The organism is Limnospira sp., assembly GCF_051859755.1.
Lineage (GTDB): Bacteria > Cyanobacteriota > Cyanobacteriia > Cyanobacteriales > Microcoleaceae > Limnospira > Limnospira fusiformis.
Genome location: NZ_JBIMLI010000311.1, coordinates 1 through 1706 on the forward strand (window position 1 = coordinate 1; position 1706 = coordinate 1706).

Genomic DNA, 1706 nt, shown 5'->3' on the forward strand with positions numbered 1-1706 from the left:
CCTGGTTCCGACGATTACACTTGTGGACGGGGTGCTGCCGACAGTCCCGGACGAAGCCAGAAATAAACATCAATATCCGGCTATATCCGGTTTTGTTTAAGTTTTATAGAGCAGCAGCAGGAATAGATGGGTACACGCACCTGGTGGAATCGATACGGTTCACAATTAGCACTGCTGAGTTTAGCAGTTTTCACAGCATTATGGGTAAGACAAACCCAAGGTGCAGCACTGTTTGAGGTCTATTATTGGATAACTCGCCCGTTTCAACTTCAATCTGAACAAAGATTGGAACAACAACAACAAGCTGAGTCCCTTAATCCTATTATCCAAGGACTTGAAGCTAGAGTTGAAGAATTGGAACAGCAAAACAAAAGGTTAGGAGAACTGGTGGACTATGTTTCTACTAGACCTAATTTTAAAGGTGTGGTGGCTCCGGTGATTGCTCGTAGTCCTGACCATTGGTGGCAACAGATAACTTTGGGGCGGGGAAGTCAAGCGGGTATTAAAGAAAATGCCTTAGTTATGGGACCAGGTGGTTTAGTGGGACGCATTATTAGTGTCACCCCCAACACCAGTAAAGTTCTGCTGGTGACTGACCCTACCAGTCGTATTGGTGTGGCGGTGGCCCGCAGTCGCCAGATGGGTTATTTGCAGGGTCTCAATAACAATCAGGGAGTTCTGGCGTTTTTTAATACTGTTCCTGATGTTCAACCGGGAGATGTGGTGACAACTTCGGTATTTAGCCAAATCTTACCACCGGGTTGGCCAGTGGGTAAGGTGGTATCTGTCGATATTAATAAAGCCACAGGACCAGAGGCGGCGATCGCATTTTTTGCTCCCCTTGATTCCTTAGAGTGGGTGGTGGTTTACCAAAATGAGCAACAGTCTTCAGCCTTGAATAACCCATCACCCCCAGAGTAGGGGCGAGTTCAGATGATTGGTGAACCCCCCCATACAAATGATTTGGATAATCCAATTTTTAAGATTTAAATGTATATCACAACTGGCCAATTACTCAATGCTCTGATTAATGTGGGTTCTGCGATCGCCTGTATTTTATTGATGCTGGTTGAAGTCCCTGGTGTTGATATGTTTGGTATTGGTCCTAATTGGCCGGTCATCTGGTTAGTAGCTTGGAGTCTCAGGCGATCGCTTCCACAAGCTATTATTGCTGGTTTAGTTATGGGTTTCCTAAGTGATAGCATCAGCGCCCCACAGCCAAGCCATGCGGTTCCATTAGTCATTGCTGCTGTCATCACCTTCGTACTTTCTAAATTGGTGCTCAAGAATATCCAAGAAGATTTTATCTCCGTGGCTATGATTGTATTTGGCATGGCGATCATTGTCGAGATGATCAGAGCCTTACAATTTAGCCAATGGGGCTTAGGAACCATTACAAATGATTTGGCAGACATTTGGAGCGATCGCCAAAAAATTGCCATCAGTTCAGCCATACTCAGTAGTTTATTGGCTCCTGTAGTCTACTTTCCCCTCAGTCGTTGGTGGAAATTCCACCAAAAATATCATCAAATCCCATCTCTGAGAAACCGTTAAAGCTAATCCCCAATGCAGCAAGTCCTAATTGCCCAACTCAAACCAAACCCCTCTCGATCGCAATAAAAGCTATTTGGAGCATGATTTAATCTCAAATTAGGTTAATATTTTAGGGCAATAGGGTCTAATAAGCGAGAAGAGTTGAGGATAAA

Annotated in this window: 2 protein-coding genes; both read left to right on the plus strand. The window is 44.5% G+C overall.

Features of this window, described 5'->3' with window-relative positions; genetic code table 11:
• The first annotated feature begins 126 nt into the window (after nt 1–126).
• The gene (mreC, locus tag ACTIE0_RS24205; protein ID WP_008051723.1) at nt 127–921 is read left to right on the plus strand and encodes a rod shape-determining protein MreC; all 795 of its coding nucleotides are present in this window, start codon (nt 127–129) and stop codon (nt 919–921) included.
• A 69-nt stretch (nt 922–990) separates the two neighbouring features.
• Nucleotides 991–1554, plus strand: coding sequence for a rod shape-determining protein MreD (gene mreD, locus ACTIE0_RS24210; protein ID WP_006622216.1), 564 nt, complete (start codon nt 991–993; stop codon nt 1552–1554).
• Nucleotides 1555–1706 lie beyond the last annotated feature (152 nt).

Coding starts and splice junctions, on each gene's coding strand:
- mreC (WP_008051723.1), top strand. CDS start 127: ATGGGTACACGCACCTGGTGGAATCGATACGGTTCACAATTAGCACTG.
- mreD (WP_006622216.1), top strand. CDS start 991: ATGTATATCACAACTGGCCAATTACTCAATGCTCTGATTAATGTGGGT.